Source organism: Cupriavidus sp. WGlv3, assembly GCF_023952475.1.
GTDB lineage: Bacteria > Pseudomonadota > Gammaproteobacteria > Burkholderiales > Burkholderiaceae > Cupriavidus > Cupriavidus phytorum.
The window spans coordinates 132,491-148,214 of sequence record NZ_JALHRX010000009.1 but is presented as its reverse complement, the minus strand read 5'-3'; the positions used below and the strand labels follow the sequence as shown (position 1 = coordinate 148,214).

The window sequence follows — 15,724 nt, the reverse complement described above, 5'->3', positions numbered from 1 at the left end:
CGTCAGTGTGTCGCAGCGGCGGCGCGCGCGGGTTCGGGATTGGCGAAGGTCGGGTTCGGCCGGATGCCGTGCGGCTCAGTCGGGCTGGCGCAGCCGCGCGATGGTGCCGAACAGGGTTTCCAGCTCCACCGGCTTGACCAGGTGCGCATCGAAGCCGGCGGCCTCGGTATGCTGCCGGTCCGCCGGCTGGCCGAAGCCGGTCAGCGCGACGTAACGGGTCGATTCGGTGCCCGCCACGCCGCGCATGGCCCGCACCACCTCGAAACCGTCCATGCCCGGCATGGCCAGGTCGATCAGCGCGATATGCGGACGGCAGCGCGGCGCCACGTGCAGGGCTTCGGAGCCGTCGTAGGCGATGGTTACCTCGTGGCCGCACATCTCGAGCAGCATCGCCAGGCTGTCGGCGGCGTCGCGGTTATCGTCGACCAGCAGGATGCGCTGCGCCTGCAGGTCGGCCTGGTCGGGGCCGGTGGCGGGCAGGGCGGTGCGGTGCGCATCGTCGGACGGGCGCGCGGCGGGCAGCGGCAGCCGTAACGTAAAGGTGCTGCCCAGCCCCGGCCCGGCGCTGGAGGCCGCGATGGTGCCGCCGTGCAGCTCCACCAGCGAGCGGCACAGCGACAGGCCGATGCCCAGCCCGCCCTGCACATCGGTGCCCGGCCGGCTTTCCTGCACGAACAGCTGGAAGATGTCCTCGAGCGCATGCGGCGAGATGCCGCGGCCCTGGTCGGTCACCCGCAGCTCAAGGGTACGGTTCTGCACCGCCGCGGCAATCGTCACCACCGAGCCGGGCGGTGAAAACTTCGACGCATTGAGCACCAGGTTCTGCAGCACCTGCACCAGCCGGGTCTTGTCGGCATCCATGCGGATCGCGCCGGGCGTGCCCTGCACGTCGACGCGCTGCGACTTGGCATCGAGCGCCGGGCGCGCGCCCTCGATCGCCAGCCCAATGATCTCGTCGAGTTCCACCGGTCCGGTGCGCAGCTCGATCCGGCCGGAGGTGATGCGCCCGATATCGAGCAGGTCGTCGACGAGCCGGCTCAGGTGCGTCACCTGGCGCTCGATCAAGGCCAGGCTCTGATTGGCCAGCGCGCCGTCGCCCGGGGCGAGCCGCATCGCGGTCAGCGCGCTGCGCACCGGCGCCAGCGGATTGCGCAGCTCATGCGAAAGCGTGGCCAGGAACTCGTTCAGGCGCTGGCTGGAGCGTTCCAGCTCTTCGCGGCGGCGGCGTTCGCTCATGTCGCGCGTCACCTTGGCAAAGCCGCGCAGCGCGCGCGAATCGTCGTAGACGGCGGTCAGCGTGACATTGGCCCAGAACAGCGAGCCGTCCTTGCGCACGCGCCAGCCCTCGTCCTCGATGCGCCCGGCGCGCCGGGCCAGGTCCAGGTGCCGCGCCGGCTTGCCCGCGGCGACGTCTTCCTGCGGATAGAACAGCGAAAAATGGCGGCCGATGATCTCGTCGCGGCGGTAGCCCTTGATATAGGACGCGCCTGAATTCCAGCTGACGATATGGCCCCCGGGATCGAGCATGAAGAGCGCGTAGTCCTTGACGCCTTCCACCAGCAGGCGCAGCGATTCCTCGCTCTGGCGCAGCGCCTCGGCGGCGCGGCGCTGCTCGGTCAGGTCGCGCGTGACCTTGCCGAAGCCGATCAGCCGGCCGTCGGGGTCGCGCAGGGCGGTGATGACGACGTTGGCCCAGAAGCGGCTGCCGTCCTTGCGCACGCGCCAGCCCTCGTCCTCGAAGCGGCCCAGTTCGGCGGCCGCCTTGAGCTCGGCGTCGGGCCAGCGCCGGGCCACCGCGTCGGGCGTATAGAAATGCGAGAAATGCTTGCCCAGGATCTCCTCGCGCCGGTACCCCTTGATGCGGGCCGCGCCCTTGTTCCAGCTGGAGACATGGCCACCGACGTCGAGCGTGAAGATGGCGTAGTCCTGCACGGCTTCCACCAGCGTCCGGTAGGGGGTATCGGCGGCGTGCGGAAGGTCCGGGCCGCTGGCCTCGGGGCTGCTGGCATTGCCGGCAATGGGCGGTGGATCGTCGGGGCGTCTTGTCATGGGATGGGTTGGGGCGACGTGCCGGCGCTGCCGGCGCATCCGATCCTGATGGTCCGGTAAGGATACGCCTGCTTGCGCTTCGCTGGCACCCGCCGCACGGCCAAGTGCAGCACGGACGTCCCGCGGGCCGGCACACCGCAACCTCGGACGCTTCCGTGCCGAGAATCGGAATGTACGGATTGTCTGGCCAGTGCGGCTCCATAGAATGGACGCACGAGGTTCTCCAGGTCTTCCAGCCTACCGCGCAGATGACACAGTCCGACGATTGCCAGCCGCAGCGCGAAGCCATGCCGTGCAGCACGTGTTGCCAGATGGCCGGCGCCTGGCCTGAGTGCGCACCGGCCGGCCAGGCACGCGGCGCGCCAGGCGTCGAGGCAGCGCAACGCATGGTGCGCCTGCGTAAGGGCGAATTCCTGTACCTGCTGGGAGACCCGGTGACATCGGTCTATGCGATTCGCGTCGGCACCATCAAGACCCATGTCACCACTGAAGACGGGCGCACCCAGGTGGTCGCCTTCCACTTTCCCGGCGACATGGTCGGGCTGGACAGCCTGGTGCGCCCGCACTATGCCTCGTACGCCACCGCGCTGGAAGACACCAAGCTGTGCCTGTTCACCGTGGACGCGCTGCGCCTGGCCGCGGCCACGCTGGCCCCGCTCGGCCGGCAACTGCTGCTGGCGCTGGACGGCCAGCTGCAGCGCGCGCGGGCGGTGCAGACCATGCTGGCGCTGATGACGGCCGAAGAGCGGCTGGTGACGTTCCTGCTGTGGCTGGCGGACGGCTTCGCGCTGCGCGGCTTTTCCTCGTCGGCCTTTGTGCTGCGCATGAGCCGCGAGGAAATCGGCAGCTATATCGGCCTGACGCTGGAAACGGTGAGCCGGCAGTTCTCGCGGCTGGCCGAGAGCGGATTGATCACGGTACGGCACCGCACCATCACGCTGCTCGACAAGCCCGCGCTGCGGGCCATTGCCGCGCGGCCGATGATCCTTGCGCACGCACCCGCGCCGCATCCGCACCGGTGAAAGACTGAGATGGAACAGGACAAGCCCTCGTGCGCACGCGTGCCGGACCTGCACCAGGAAGCGGACCCCGACAGCCTGCGCCAGATCGAGGCGCTGAACCTGTCCTACCTGCTGCTGGTACAGCGGCTGATGCGCGAGAACGAGGCCGAGGCGCTGTTCCGGCTCGGCCTGGATCGCGAGATGGGCCGCCTGCTGGCATCGCTGACGCCGACGCAGATCATCGCGCTGGCGCGATCCAGCCTGATGCTGTACCGCTTCCGGCTGGATGACAGCCTGCTGGTGGCCGCGCTGACCGGGGCCGAGCCGCCGCACGCCTTGCACGGCATGCATGCTGCGATCGTGATGGCATCGCGGCGGGATTGAGACACGACTTCTGTAATCGGAGGGTTATATGACGGGCAATGCGATCACGCATGTCGATCTGAAGCGGATGACCATGGCCGCCGACCGCCGCGGCGGCTGGCCGCCCGCGGTCGACCGCACCGAAATCGCCGGCACGCTGCAGATGCAGGACATCGTCCAGGCCCTGGGCGCCGAGGCCGCCGAGCAGCGCTGCATCGAAGCCGGCCTGGAAACGCTGGCCATGGCAGGGCGACCGCCGGTACGGGCGGTGGTCTCGGTGGGCCACGGCCGGCAGCCGGCGCTGGACTTCTATGTCGATGCGGACATCAGGACGTGCTGCGCGCTGGACCGCACCCTGCAGCAGGCCATCGCCAGCCGCTTCACCAGCGTGCTGCCGCCCGGCCTGGCGGTGTCGGTGCTGCCGCTGGACGTCTATGTGCGCGAATGCGGCAAACAGGACCATGGGCCCCAGGCACAGGCCTGGGGCGCGTGCGCGCGCGAGTTGCTGTCCGGCGGCGAGATGCAGCAGCGGCTCGCGGTCGTATGCGCCTATTTGTCGGTGTTGCACGACGCGCAAGGACTTGCCGAGCGGCTCGGCTACCTGCAGCAGAACCTGCTCGACCAGGGCCAGGAGGCGCTGTCGTGGCGCCTGCGGCGGCACCGCAGCGTCGAGGGGCGCGCGCTGGCGCAGGCGCTGGAAGGCCTGGCCCGCGCCGCGGACGGCGCGCTGTATGAGTCCGGCACCCGCTACAGCCAGGAGCGGGCCAGCTACCAGATCGAACAGATGCAGCAGCTGCACGACCAGATCGCGCGCTTTCGGGACAGCTGCCGGCTGGCGCCGCCGCAGTCCGGCCCCCGGCACGCCGCCGGTACGGCGGGCTGAGGGCGCGCCGGGTCAGATGCCGGCCATGCAGGTGTACTTGATCACCAGGTAGTCGTCGATGCCGTAATGCGAGCCCTCGCGGCCCACGCCCGATTGCTTGACGCCGCCGAACGGCGCCACCTCGTTCGAGATCAGGCCCGTGTTGACGCCGACCATGCCGTATTCCAGCCGTTCCGAGACGCGCCAGACCCGGCCCAGGTCGCGCGCATAGAAGTAGCTGGCCAGGCCGAACTCGGTGTCGTTGGCCATGGCGACCACGTCGTCCTCGGTGTCGAAGCGGAACAGCGGCGCGAGCGGACCGAAGGTTTCCTCGCGCGCCACCAGCATGCCGGGCGCGACGTCGGCCAGCACCGTGGGCTGGAAGAAGGAGTGCCCGAGCGCATGGCGCTGGCCGCCCTGCAGCAGCCGCGCGCCCTTGCCGAGCGCGTCGGCGATATGCTCCTCGACCTTGGCCACGGCCTTGTCATCGATCAGCGGGCCGATGCGCACGCCGTCGTCCATGCCGTTGCCCACCTTCAGCGCCGCCACCGCGGCCACCAGCTTCTGCGCAAATGCCTCGTACACGCCGGATTGCACGTAGATGCGGTTGGCGCAGACGCAGGTCTGACCGGCATTGCGGTACTTGGAAACGATCGCGCCTTCGACGGCGGCGTCGAGGTCGGCATCGTCGAACACGATAAAGGGCGCGTTGCCGCCCAGTTCCATCGACACCTTCTTGATGGTGGCGGCGGTCTGCGCCATCAGCACGCGGCCGACTTCGGTCGAGCCGGTGAAGGTCAGCTTGCGCACCAGCGCATTGCTGCTCATCTCGCCGCCGATCGCGCTGGCCGAGCCTGTCACCACCGACAGCACGCCGGCAGGAATGCCGGCACGCTCGGCCAGGGCCACCAGCGCCAGCGCCGTCAGCGGCGTCTGCGAGGCGGGTTTGACCACCATGGTGCAGCCGACTGCCAGCGCCGGGCCGGCCTTGCGGGTGATCATGGCGGCGGGGAAGTTCCACGGCGTGATCGCGGCACAGACCCCGACCGGTTCCTTGGTCACCACGATGCGCTGGTTGCTGACCGGGGCGGGAATGGTATCGCCATAGACGCGCTTGCCTTCCTCGGCAAACCATTCGATGAACGAGGCCGCGTAGGCGATCTCGCCGCGCGCCTCGGCGATCGGCTTGCCTTGCTCCGCGGTCATGATGCGGGCCAGGTCTTCCTGGTTCGCCATGATCAGCTCGAACCATTTGCGCAGCAGCGCCGAGCGTTCCTTGGCGGTGCGGGCGCGCCACGCCGGCAGCGCGCGGTTGGCGGCCTCGATGGCCTGGCGGGTCTCTTCGGCGCCCAGCTGTGGCACCTGGCCGACGCGCTCGCCGGTGGCGGGATTGGTCACGTCGATGCGGCGCTCGCCATCGATCCAGCGGCCGTCGATCAAGCACTGCTGCCGCAGCAGCGAGGAATCCTGGAGGTTCAGCATGGTTGTCTCGGTGTATGCCGGCAGTGGCGCCGGGTCTTTGTCGTTGGGCCGGAGACAACGATTGTAATCCCGCTACCCGGGGGTGGTTCCGGACGGTGCCTTGGCGGACGGCGCCTCGATGCCCCAGTCGCCGCATTCGAGCCAGTCGTCGCCCAGCAGTTCGACCGGATGCTGGGTGCGGCTGGAGCCGTTGCCGCAGCGCATCGAGTCGACCGGGCAGTATTGGTCGCAGCCCCAGCAGATGCGCTCGGGATGGCTGGGATGGATGGGAAATTTCTTGGCCATGATTGGGCCATTATGTCGGCGCTGCTAGTCAGCAGTGTTGCGCGGGATCAAGGCGGCGCCAACAGCGCTGTGTCCCCGTTCAGCGCCAGCCGTCCGCGTCGAGGCGCGTCCAGCGGTCCGGCGCTTCTTCGTCATCGGACGCAAGCAGCAGGGTCTGGCCGCAGCGGGCGCAGCGGTACACGAACGCATTCTGTCCGCTCGCCATGCGCAGCGTCGCCGAGATCGCCAGTTGCGGATGCGGCGGCACATGGCCGGGGCGGTCCAGTTGCGACTCGCATTGGTCGCATAGAGACATGGTGGTTTCCTCCGCGCGAAGGGCTGCGCCTGTAATGCTGTGGTGCAGCATTCGCTGTTTTCAGTATAGCGGTGCAGTGGCGATGCGACAGGTGTGCGAACGCACGCTACTCGCCAAGGAACTCCGCCACCACTTCCATGCCTTCGATGTGATCCGCCACCACCTTGGCAATGGTGATCAGCGGTATGGCGAGCAGCATCCCCCACACACCCCACAGCCAGGTGAACAGCAGCAGCGCCACGAACACCGCCACCGCGTTCATGCGCGCCATGCGGCCGGTCATCCATGTGGTAATGACCGAACCGATCAGCGTGGCGATCAGCAGCGAGCCGCCGGCCGCGGCGGCGGCCATCCCCAGCGTGCCGAACTGCATGAACGTCACCATGCCCAGGCACAGCGCGATCGCCAGCGCGCCGAAGTACGGCACCAGGTGCAGCGCCGCCGCCGCGATCGACCAGCTGCCGGCATTGTCGACCCCCAGCCATTTCAGCAGCAGCCAGGTGCACACCCCCAGGCCGGCGTTGGTCACCAGCAGCATCCCCATGTAGCGGCGGATGGAGCGGTTGACCTCGTCCAGCATGTGCACGCTGATCTTCTTTTCCGAGATGGTGGTGCCGACCATCTTGATGAACTTGCGCTTGAAGGTATCGCCGGCAAGCATCAGGAAATACAACAGGAACACCACCACCACCGCCTGCGCCGCCATGGTGAAGATGCTGACCGAGCCGGCCAGCAGCATGTTGTTGATCTGGCCCGCCGACTGCTCCACCACCACATGGGTGCCGCGCGCCGGCGGCGGCTGGCCGGTGCCGCTGAGCACGGTGGCGGCGCGGCGTATCTTCTGCCACATCGAGTCGTCGCCGCTGAGCAGCGCGCCGACGGAGCGTGACAGTTTGCTGGCCATCTCCGGCAGGCTGTTGACCATCGACTCGACCTGGCCTTGCAGCAGGTAGGCGCCGCTGAGCAGCGCGGCGAGCAGCGCCAACAGCACGATGGTGCTCGCCAGCGAGCGCGCCAGCCCCAGCCGCTGCAGCGCGCACACCAGCGGATCGAGCAGGTAGGCCATCACCACCGCGATCACCACCGGCACCAGGAAGTCGCGCGCCACGTGCACGGCGTACAGCGAGAACAACACCGCCAGCACCATCAGCGCGGTGCTGGCGCGATGCAGCGCGCCGGCGACGGCGGCATCGGTCAGCAGCGCGGGCACTGGCGTGGACGGATCCGCGGGGGCGCCTGCCGGGCGGCCATCGTCGGTCAGTTGTGGGGCGGGCTGCGCTGGCGGCAGCGCCGGGGCGGTGGGATCGGGAACGGTCGACATAGCCGGGCGCTTCGGCAAAAGGCCTGGCGCTACCCTCGAAGATAGCGTTCCGGCAGGCGTTGGACTGTCGGACGCCGCCGCCTGCCGATGTCAGACAAGCGCGGCAGCGCGGGTGCATGCGTCGCCCAGACGACACCGCCCGGCGGCCGGGCTTGTGCCGGCGGCCGGGCGGTGCATGGCCGGGCCGACTTCAGCCCGTCACGGTCTTGGTCTCGAGGAACTCGGCGATGCCTTCGGGGCCGTACTCGCGGCCGTTGCCGGAAGTCTTGTAGCCGCCGAAGGGCGCGGAGATATCCATCATCGCGCCGTTGATGCGCACGTTGCCGGCGCGCAGCCGCGCCGCCAGCCTGCGCGCCCGCGCCGGGTCGGACGAGGCGACATAGGCGGCCAGGCCAAACTCCGTGTCGTTGGCGATGGCCACGGCTTCCTCTTCGCTGTCGTACGGCAACAGGCACAGCACCGGCCCGAAGATTTCCTCGCGGGCAATGGCCATGTCGTTGCGCACGTCGGCAAAGACGGTCGGGCGGGCATAGAAGCCGCGCGCCAGGCCGTCGGGGCGGCCCGGGCCGCCGGCGGCCAGCCGCGCGCCTTCCTCGATGCCGATGCCGATCAGGCGCTGCACCTTGTCATACTGGCCGCGGTTGGAAATCGGGCCCATCTTGGTGTCGGGATCGGACGGATCGCCGACCTTCACCGCATTGGCCACCGCCGCCGCGATCTGCACCGCTTCCTCGTAGCGTGCGCGCGGCACCAGTACGCGCGTGGGCGCCACGCAGGTCTGGCCGGAGTTGACCATGCACTGGGCCACGCCGCTGGTCACCGCGGCCTGCAGGTCGGCGTCGTCCAGCACGATCAGCGGCGACTTGCCGCCCAGCTCCTGTGCCACACGCTTGACGGTGGGCGCGGCGCTGATGGCCACTTCCACGCCGGCGCGGGTCGAGCCGGTGATCGACACCATGTCGACCTCGCGATGCGACGACAGCGCGGCGCCGACCACGCGGCCTTCGCCATAGAGCATGTTGAAAACGCCCGGCGGCGTGCCGGCGGCATCCATGATCTCGGCGAAAATCTGCGCATCCAGCGGCGCGATCTCCGAGGGCTTGAGCACCACGGTGCAGCCCGCCGCCAGCGCCGGCGCCACCTTGGCCGCGATCTGGTTCAGCGGCCAGTTCCACGGCGTGATCAGCGCGGCCACGCCGATGGCCTCGCGCAGCACATGGCTCTTGCCGCGCGGGCTTTCGAAGGCAAAGTCGCGCAGTGCTTGCAGCGTCGCCCGCAATTGCCCCAGCCCGATCGCCGCCTGCAGGTTGGTGGCCAGCGTGATCGGCGCGCCGATCTCCTGGCGTACCGCTTGCGCCAGGTCGGCCATGCGCGCCTGGTAGGCGGCGATGATGCGCTCGAGCAGCGCAATGCGCGTTTCGCGGGTGGATACCGACCACGCCGGGAAGGCCGCGCGCGCGGCGGCCACGGCGCGGTCCACGTCCGCGGCGGTGCCCATGGCGAGCCTGCCCGCCACTGCTTCGGTGGCCGGGTCGATGATGTCGGCGTGGGTGGCGCCCTCGGCGGGCTGCACCCATTGGCCCTGGATATAGAACTTGTCGACGCTATGCATGTCCGGTTGCCTCGATGGGTTGGTTTTCGGTCAGACCGGACGGTCGCCGATGATGGTGGCGCGGTTCATGTGGCGCACCGCGGGGAAGTAGTCCTGCACGGCGTAGTGCTGGGTGGAACGGTTGTCCCACAGCGCGATCGTGTCCGGCTGCCAGCGCAGCCGCACCTGGTATTCGGGCGCGGCGGCCTGGCGGTACAGGTACTGCATCAGGTCCAGTTCCGCCGGCCGGAAATCGGAACCGAAGCGGTAGGGCTGTTCCTTGGCGAAGTTGGCGAAGTGCGTGGTGAAGGCCTCGTTGACGAACAGGATCTGCTCGCCGGTTTCCGGATGGGTGCGTACCACGGGGTGCACCATGGGCGGATACTTGGCGCGCATCTCGGCGTATTTTTCCTCGCTCAGGGCGGTGCCGAATGCCGGCATGGCGTCGTGCACCGCCTTCAGGTTGGCGATGCGGTCCTTCATCTCCTGCGGCAGGTTGTCGTAGGCCGCGGCCATGTTGATCCAGATGGTGTCGCCGCCGACCTCCGGGCACTCCAGGCAGCGCAGCATCGAGCCCATCGAGGGGATCTCGCGCCACGACACATCGGAGTGGTACAGGTTCTCGCGGCCGCGGGTCTTGTCGTTGCGGCCGAACACCACCAGTTCCGGATGCTCCGGATGGTTGGTGAACATCGGGTGGACTTCCAGCTCGCCGAAGCGCCGCGCCACCGCAACGTGCTGGGCCGGCGTGATGGCCTGCTTGCGGAAGAACAGAACCTTGTACTTCAGCAGCGCGCGGCGCAGCGAGAGATAGGTGTCGCGGTCCAGCGTCTCGCGGAAATCGATGCCCTCGACCTCGGCGCCGATGGTCGGCGTGCAGCGGCGCACGGTGAAGGGAAACGGCTCCTGCTCGAGCGCCCGGTAGTCTTGCGGGCTGATGGTGGCGGGTGCGGTGGCTTGCATGGTGGTCTCCTTGGTGTGTTGTTCCTGTGCGGTTTGGCTCAGCGCAGCGCGGCCCTGAGCAGGTCCGCGGCCTTTTCGCCGATCATGATGGCCGGCGCGTTGGTGTTGCCGCCGACCAGGGTCGGCATGATCGAGGCGTCGGCGATGCGCAGCCCCTGCACGCCGCGCACGCGCAGTTCGGGATCGACCACGGCCATGTCGTCGACGCCCATCTTGCAGGTGCCGACCGGGTGGTAGACCGTATCGGCATGGTTGCGCACGAAGTCCTGGATCGCCGCCTGGTTGCCGCTGCCGGGGCCGAACGCGTCGGTCAGCACCTCGCGCCCGCCGTGCTGCGCCAGTGCCGGCTGGGCAAAGATGCGGCGGATCGCGCGCACCCCCTCGACCATGCCGGCCATGTCTTCCTCGGCCGACAGGAAGCGCGGATCGATCAGCGGGGCTTCGCGCGTGTCGGCGCTGCGCAGGCGCACGTGGCCGCGGCTCTTGGGACGCAGCACGCAGGCATGGCAGGAATAGCCGTGGCCGAGGTTGCCCAGGTTGCGGTTGCCGAGCAGCGCCACCGCGAAGTGCAGCTGCACGTCGGGGATCTCCAGTTCGGGCCGGCTGCGCAGGAACGCGCCGGCCTCGGCGATATTGGAGGTCACCATGCCGGTGCGGGTGCGACGATAGCGCATCACCTCGCGCGCCAGCTTCAGCATGCCGCGGCCGGTCTTGCCGAACAGCTCGGTGGTCTGCAGCTGCTTGTTGACGATGATGTCGAGATGGTCCTGCAGGTTCTCGCCCACGCCCGGCAGCTCGTGGACCACGTCGATGCCGACCTCGCGCAGGTGCGCGGCCGGGCCGATGCCGGAGGCCAGCAGCAGTTGCGGCGAATTGAAGGCGCCGCCGCTGAGCACGATCTCGCGCCGCGCGCGCAGCACCTGCACCGCGCCGCCACGGACCATCTCCACGCCGGTCGCGCGCTTGCCGTCGAACAGGATGCGCAGTGCCTGCGTGTCGGTCATCACCGCCAGCCCGCGGCGGCCGCCGTTCAGCGCGGTGTCGGCCGCGTTGCCGCTGTGCAGGTAGGCGCGCGCCGCGTTCCAGCGCTCGCCGTTGCGCTGCGTCACCTGGTACAGGCCCGCGCCTTCCTGGGTGGCGCCGTTGAAGTCGTCGTTGCGCGGCAGCCCGGCCTGCATCGCGGCCTCGACGAAGCGCTGCGCGAACGGGTTGGGCGAGCGCAGGTCGCTGACGTGCAGCGGCCCGTCGCTGCCATGCAGTGCGTCCTGGTGTCCGCCCAGCCGGGGGTTGCGCTCGCTGCGGCGAAAGTAGGGCAGCACCTCGTCATAGCCCCAGCCGCGGCAACCCAGCGCGGCCCAGTCGTCATAGTCGCGCCGGTGCCCGCGGATATAGACCATGCCGTTGATCGACGAGCTGCCGCCCAGGCCGCGCCCGCGCGGCTGGTAGGAGCGGCGGCCGTTCAGGCCCGCCTGCGGCTCGGTGTAGTAGGCGTAGTTGCGCGGGCCGGCCTTGGGCACCACGGCGGCGATGCCGACCGGCGCCCAGATCGCGTAATGATGGTCATGCGGTCCCGCCTCGAGCAGCGCCACCGTGACGCTGGCGTCCTCGGCCAGGCGCCCGGCCACGGCACAGCCCGCCGATCCCGCGCCGATGACGATGTAGTCGAACTCCGCCGGCGCGCCGACGGTGTCTTTTGCCCTGGTTTCCAATTGAGTTGTCTCCTGTGTTGCCAGCACGCGGTGATGGGTGGGGCGCAGAGCGCTGGTGACGACGGATACTGCCATTACCTGTTATAACAGGTCAATAGGTTATGACGACACCTGTCATGATAGGTATAATCCGCCTCATTCATCCGCATCACTCAGTTCGGAGCCGCCCGCGGGGCGGGACACACGTGGCGCTGCCCAGGTTCAAAGAGATCGAAAGCGAGATTCGCCAGCGAATCGCCAGCAACACCTTCGGCCCCGGGGCGAAGCTGCCGTCCGAGGCCGAGCTGATGACCGAGTTCGGGGTCAGCCGCATCACGGTGCGGCAGGCCTTGTCCGGCCTGCACAACGCCGGCCTGATCGAGAAAGTGAATGGCAAGGGCAGTTTCGTGACGCGGCCGGCCGATACCCCCAGCCTCGGCGCGCTCACCGGCTTCTATGAGACCGGGCGGGCGCGGGGCCAACTGGCCTACGGCAAGCTGGCGTCGGTGCGCCTGTTGCGGGCGCCGCCGCATGTGGCCGCGGCGCTGAGCCTGCAGCCGGGCGAGAAAGTGCTGAGCGTGGCCACGGTGCGCTACTGGGACGACGTGGCGGTCGCCTATTTCAACCTGATGGGGCCCGAGCCGCTGATGCGCCGCCTGGTGCAGGAAGATGTCGAGACCAACGACGCCATGGCGCTGTTCGAAAGCCGGCTGGGGTATCGCTTTCGCGACGTGGCGATGGAAGCCAGCGCGATCCCGGCGCCGGCCGACGTGGCCCGCAAGCTCGACGTCGCCGAAGGCCTGCCGCTGTTGCGACTGCGCTGCACGCCCTACGACATCGAAGGCACGCCGCTGTTCTGCGCCGACCTGCTGTTCCGGCCGGACCGCTATGCCTACAAGTGGACGCTGACGCGCTAAAGCGCCGAGTCCAAGGCCGGCGATTGCAGCAAGCGCCGCAACGGAGCGCCGATCCCGCACTCATCAGGTACCCGCACGGTAACTTTTACCGGCCGCACGTACTTCTTACTGCGGCGAAGGCACGGTCCGCTGCCGTGCCCGCTTCGCCGCAGCGGTGCCCCCCGTGTATCCCAATCTGGTACGTCCGTTGCGTCTTCTCCAGCGCAGCGGCGCCGCTGGCGCCCTGCCGGCAGGCTGCGCCATGCAGCAAGGCTTGCCGCCAACCTGCCAGATGGAGGACAACATGAAAACACCCTTACGCATCGGCACAGCCTTGCTCGCCCTTGGCATCCTGGCGGGTTGCACCGCCACCGGCAGCACCAGCGGCTCCGGCTCGCTGTCCGGATCGGGCGCGGTGACGGAACAGAACCGCAGCCGCACCACGCCTGGCGCCAGCACGTCCACCGGTACTTCCGGTGCGACCAGCACCACCAGCCCGAGCGGTACCTCGAGCGGCAGCAGTGGCGCCGCCAGCGGTTCCGGCACCGCCCGCTGACGGCGGCGCAGCCGCCTGCGCCAGCACGGGCGGCTGCGTTGTCAGGCCTTCCTGCTAACGGTCGCGGCCGGTATTGACGCGTTCGTCGCGCCGCGCCGGCACGATGCCTTCATCGGCCAGCCGCTGCTGCAGGTCGTTATTGGCCACGTACTTGAAGTCCTTGTCGATTTCCCGGGTGATCACGTCGGTGACGCCGGGCGGCAGGGTCTTGCGCAACAGCCCGAGGAAGCGCGGCGCCGCGATCAGCGCGAGTTCGTCGAAGCGCTGCTTGTTGCGTGCGTTGTCGAGGTAATCGGCCACGCGCCGGGCAAACAGCTGCGCTTCCTGGTGCAGCTCGTCCTCGCCCGCCGAAGACGTGACCGTCGACGGCCCCACCTGGTGGGCGCCGGGGTGTCCGGCGTCGCCCTGGGCGGCGGCCTGGCCCCGGCGGCCATAGGCGTCGCGGCGCAGGTCGGCGCGGTCGGCATGCGCGGCCGCGTCGGTGATTTCCTCGACGACTTCCAGCGGGGCGCTGTCGCCATGCGAGGCAAAGATGCGGGCGACGGATTCATCCGCCACCAGGATCCAGATGTTCTTCATGATCGCTCCGGTTGCCGGCCCGAACACAGGGCCCTCCGGCACCTGTTGCAAGGGATACGCCATCCGGACCGCCGCCCGGGTCCTGGCTCCCGGGCGGCGCCAGATGCGGGCCTGAGATGCCGGCCGCGGCACACGGTTGCAGTATCGACAGGCAAACCGTGCAACTTTTTCAGGCAACCGGCGCCTGCCACGCGGGGCCAGTTGCGGCGGCGCTCCGGCTACCAGACGCCGAAGAACACGCCGGCCTGCTTGTACACATTGGTCTTGGCCGCGACCTCTTGGTTGGTCACCGTCACGCGCGGCTTGAGCGTGCAGAACCAGTCCAGCAGGCGCAGCCGCATGGCACTGCGCACGGCTTCATGCCCGGGGTCGGCGCCGAGGTCGAAGTACTCCTGCGGATCGTTGTGCAGGTCGAACAGCTGCGGCCGGAAGCCCTGCCAGTGCACGTATTTCCAGCGCGCGTCGCGCACCATCCAGGCGCGGCATTCGCCGGCATGGCGGCCCAGCGCGACGCGCGCGCCGCGGTAGGCATAGTCCAGCTCGGAGACCACGGCATCGCGCCACGCACCCGCGCCGTCGCGCACGGCGGCGCGGGTCAGGTCCAGCAGCGAGCGGCCTTCGACGCGGTGGTCCGCGGGCGGCAGGGCCAGCGCATCCAGCACCGTCGGCACCACGTCGACCGCGCTGACCAGGCTGTCTTGCGCGGTGCCGCGGGTGGCATCGGCCTGCGGCGAGGGGTCGTAGACGATCAGCGGGATGTTCTGCACGGTGTCGTAGAACTGCTCTTTCTCGCCCAGCCAGTGGTCGCCCAGGAAGTCGCCATGGTCAGCGGTGAACACAATCAGCGTGTCGTCCCAGCGGCCCAGCCGTTCCAGCTGTTCCCACAGCAGGCCGAGCCGGTCGTCGATCTGCTGGATCAGGCCCTGGTAGGCCGGGCGCACCGTGTCCGAGACCTCGGCGCGCATGAAGTTGGCGCATTCCTCCTGCGTGCGGTACGCCGACAGCACCGGATGCGGGTCTTCGAGTTCGGCGTCGTGGCGCTGCAGCGGCAGGCAATCGTCCAGCGCATAGGCGGCGTGGTACGGCGCGGGCGCGAGGTAGGGCCAGTGCGGCTTGACCAGCGACAGGTGCAGCACCCACGGATCGTCGCCGCGCGCCGCGATGTACTGCATGGCCTGGCCGACGGTGTAGGCGGTCTCGGAGTGAGGCTCGGCCACGCGCGCCGGCAGCCCGGCATTGCGCATGTGCCAGCCCGAGACGATCTCGCCTTGCGCGTTCTCGGCGCTGATCACGTAGTCGGTCCACGGGTCGGCGCTGTCGTAGCCTTGCCGGCGCAGCCAGTCGGCATAGGCGCTGCGCGGCTCGGCGTGATGCCCGTCGTGGCGGTCGACTTCGGTGAAGTGGCCGCTGCGCAGCAGCGTCTCCAGCTCGGTGCCGCCGTCCAGGTGCAGCCGCTTCAGGTTGGCGTGGTCGGGCATCACATGGGTCTTGCCCGCCAGCGCCAGTGCGCGCCCGCTGTCCTTCAGGTATTCGCCCAGCGTGACTTCTCCGACCGACAGCGGCACGCGGTTCCAGGTGGCGCCGTGGCTGCTGACGTAGCGGCCGGTGTAGAAGCTCATGCGGCTGGGTCCGCAGACGCCGGAGGTGACATAGGCGCGGTCGAAGCGCACGCCGCGCGCGGCCAGGGCATCGATATTGCGCGTGCGCAGCGTCGGGTGCCCGTAGCAACCGAGATGGTCGCGCCGCAGCTGGTCGCACATGATGAAAAGGGTATTGCGGATCGTCATGGTCGG

The 15,724-nt window shown here is 69.1% G+C and carries 15 protein-coding genes; 5 read left to right on the top strand and 10 right to left on the bottom strand.

Annotated elements, in window-relative coordinates:
- Positions 1-75: 75 nt before the first annotated feature.
- Positions 76-2,049: a PAS domain-containing hybrid sensor histidine kinase/response regulator gene (locus MKD38_RS16720; protein WP_252678389.1), complete on the bottom strand. Its 1,974-nt coding sequence runs from the start codon at positions 2,047-2,049 to the stop codon at positions 76-78.
- Positions 2,050-2,297: 248 nt separating this feature from the next.
- Here MKD38_RS16720 and MKD38_RS16715 point away from each other — a divergent pair, with 248 nt between their 5' ends.
- From MKD38_RS16715 to MKD38_RS16705, 3 genes are read left to right on the top strand one after another with little or no spacing between them, the layout of a single operon-like run.
- On the top strand, positions 2,298-3,071 hold the full coding sequence (locus MKD38_RS16715; protein WP_252678387.1) for a Crp/Fnr family transcriptional regulator: 774 nt from the start codon (positions 2,298-2,300) through the stop codon (positions 3,069-3,071).
- A gap of 9 nt (positions 3,072-3,080) precedes the next feature.
- Positions 3,081-3,434, top strand: a complete 354-nt coding sequence (flhD, locus tag MKD38_RS16710; protein ID WP_252678385.1) for a flagellar transcriptional regulator FlhD — start codon at positions 3,081-3,083, stop codon at positions 3,432-3,434.
- A gap of 28 nt (positions 3,435-3,462) precedes the next feature.
- Positions 3,463-4,296, top strand: a complete 834-nt coding sequence (locus MKD38_RS16705) for a hypothetical protein (RefSeq protein ID WP_252678383.1) — start codon at positions 3,463-3,465, stop codon at positions 4,294-4,296.
- A 12-nt stretch (positions 4,297-4,308) separates the two neighbouring features.
- Here MKD38_RS16705 and gabD read toward each other — a convergent pair whose 3' ends face one another.
- The 7 genes from gabD to MKD38_RS16670 all read right to left on the bottom strand — a co-directional run bounded on the left by gabD (position 4,309) and on the right by MKD38_RS16670 (position 11,921).
- Positions 4,309-5,757: an NADP-dependent succinate-semialdehyde dehydrogenase gene (gene gabD / locus MKD38_RS16700; protein ID WP_092315737.1), complete on the bottom strand. Its 1,449-nt coding sequence runs from the start codon at positions 5,755-5,757 to the stop codon at positions 4,309-4,311.
- A 72-nt stretch (positions 5,758-5,829) separates the two neighbouring features.
- The gene (locus MKD38_RS16695; RefSeq protein ID WP_115682572.1) at positions 5,830-6,042 is read right to left on the bottom strand and encodes a DUF3079 domain-containing protein; all 213 of its coding nucleotides are present in this window, start codon (positions 6,040-6,042) and stop codon (positions 5,830-5,832) included.
- A 79-nt stretch (positions 6,043-6,121) separates the two neighbouring features.
- Positions 6,122-6,337, bottom strand: a complete 216-nt coding sequence (locus MKD38_RS16690) for a hypothetical protein (RefSeq protein ID WP_252678381.1) — start codon at positions 6,335-6,337, stop codon at positions 6,122-6,124.
- Between the two features lie 106 nt (positions 6,338-6,443).
- On the bottom strand, positions 6,444-7,658 hold the full coding sequence (locus MKD38_RS16685; RefSeq protein ID WP_252678379.1) for an AI-2E family transporter: 1,215 nt from the start codon (positions 7,656-7,658) through the stop codon (positions 6,444-6,446).
- A 190-nt stretch (positions 7,659-7,848) separates the two neighbouring features.
- Positions 7,849-9,270: an aldehyde dehydrogenase family protein gene (locus MKD38_RS16680; RefSeq protein ID WP_252678378.1), complete on the bottom strand. Its 1,422-nt coding sequence runs from the start codon at positions 9,268-9,270 to the stop codon at positions 7,849-7,851.
- Between the two features lie 30 nt (positions 9,271-9,300).
- Positions 9,301-10,212: a TauD/TfdA dioxygenase family protein gene (locus MKD38_RS16675; protein WP_252678377.1), complete on the bottom strand. Its 912-nt coding sequence runs from the start codon at positions 10,210-10,212 to the stop codon at positions 9,301-9,303.
- A 38-nt stretch (positions 10,213-10,250) separates the two neighbouring features.
- Positions 10,251-11,921 carry a GMC family oxidoreductase gene (locus MKD38_RS16670; RefSeq protein WP_252678376.1) on the bottom strand — a complete coding sequence of 557 codons (1,671 nt, stop codon included), beginning with the start codon at positions 11,919-11,921 and terminating at the stop codon, positions 10,251-10,253.
- A 185-nt stretch (positions 11,922-12,106) separates the two neighbouring features.
- Here MKD38_RS16670 and MKD38_RS16665 point away from each other — a divergent pair, with 185 nt between their 5' ends.
- Both MKD38_RS16665 and MKD38_RS16660 read left to right on the top strand, forming a co-directional pair.
- Positions 12,107-12,817 carry a GntR family transcriptional regulator gene (locus MKD38_RS16665; RefSeq protein ID WP_252678375.1) on the top strand — a complete coding sequence of 237 codons (711 nt, stop codon included), beginning with the start codon at positions 12,107-12,109 and terminating at the stop codon, positions 12,815-12,817.
- Between the two features lie 283 nt (positions 12,818-13,100).
- On the top strand, positions 13,101-13,352 hold the full coding sequence (locus MKD38_RS16660) for a hypothetical protein (RefSeq protein WP_252678374.1): 252 nt from the start codon (positions 13,101-13,103) through the stop codon (positions 13,350-13,352).
- Between the two features lie 54 nt (positions 13,353-13,406).
- Here the strand turns inward: MKD38_RS16660 and MKD38_RS16655 are convergent, their stop codons facing one another.
- The gene (locus MKD38_RS16655) at positions 13,407-13,931 is read right to left on the bottom strand and encodes a host attachment protein (RefSeq protein WP_252678373.1); all 525 of its coding nucleotides are present in this window, start codon (positions 13,929-13,931) and stop codon (positions 13,407-13,409) included.
- A 218-nt stretch (positions 13,932-14,149) separates the two neighbouring features.
- On the bottom strand, positions 14,150-15,718 hold the full coding sequence (locus tag MKD38_RS16650) for a sulfatase-like hydrolase/transferase (RefSeq protein ID WP_252678372.1): 1,569 nt from the start codon (positions 15,716-15,718) through the stop codon (positions 14,150-14,152).
- Between the last annotated feature and the right edge of the window lie 6 nt (positions 15,719-15,724).